General features: G+C 61.2%; 1 pseudogene. It reads left to right on the top strand.

What is annotated here, in order from left to right:
• Positions 1-42: 42 nt before the first annotated feature.
• Positions 43-240: pseudogene (locus tag B4920_RS27700) on the top strand (hypothetical protein); the annotation flags it as partial.

The raw sequence follows: 240 nt of genomic DNA, 5'->3' as shown, positions 1-240 counted from the left end.
TGGGGGCTAACCACAATGGATAGAACGATGGGAGTTGGTCATATGAAGCGGATCCTGATGATGTTGAGTCTGTGTGTGACGGTAATGGGCATGGGAATGGGGGTGGCCCAGGGCGCAACCTCTGGCGCGCAGCAAGAGTGCGAGGCCCAGGCGGCGGTGAAGAAGCTGGCGGGCGCCGCCAAGACCAGCTTTGTGGGCAAGTGCGTCAAGGATGCCTCGGCCAACGGTAAGGCAGCCCAG

The organism is Zoogloea sp. LCSB751 (assembly GCF_002028455.1).
GTDB lineage: Bacteria > Pseudomonadota > Gammaproteobacteria > Burkholderiales > Rhodocyclaceae > Zoogloea.
The sequence above is the reverse complement of the archived record's forward strand: the minus strand, read 5'-3'. Positions and strand labels throughout refer to the sequence as shown.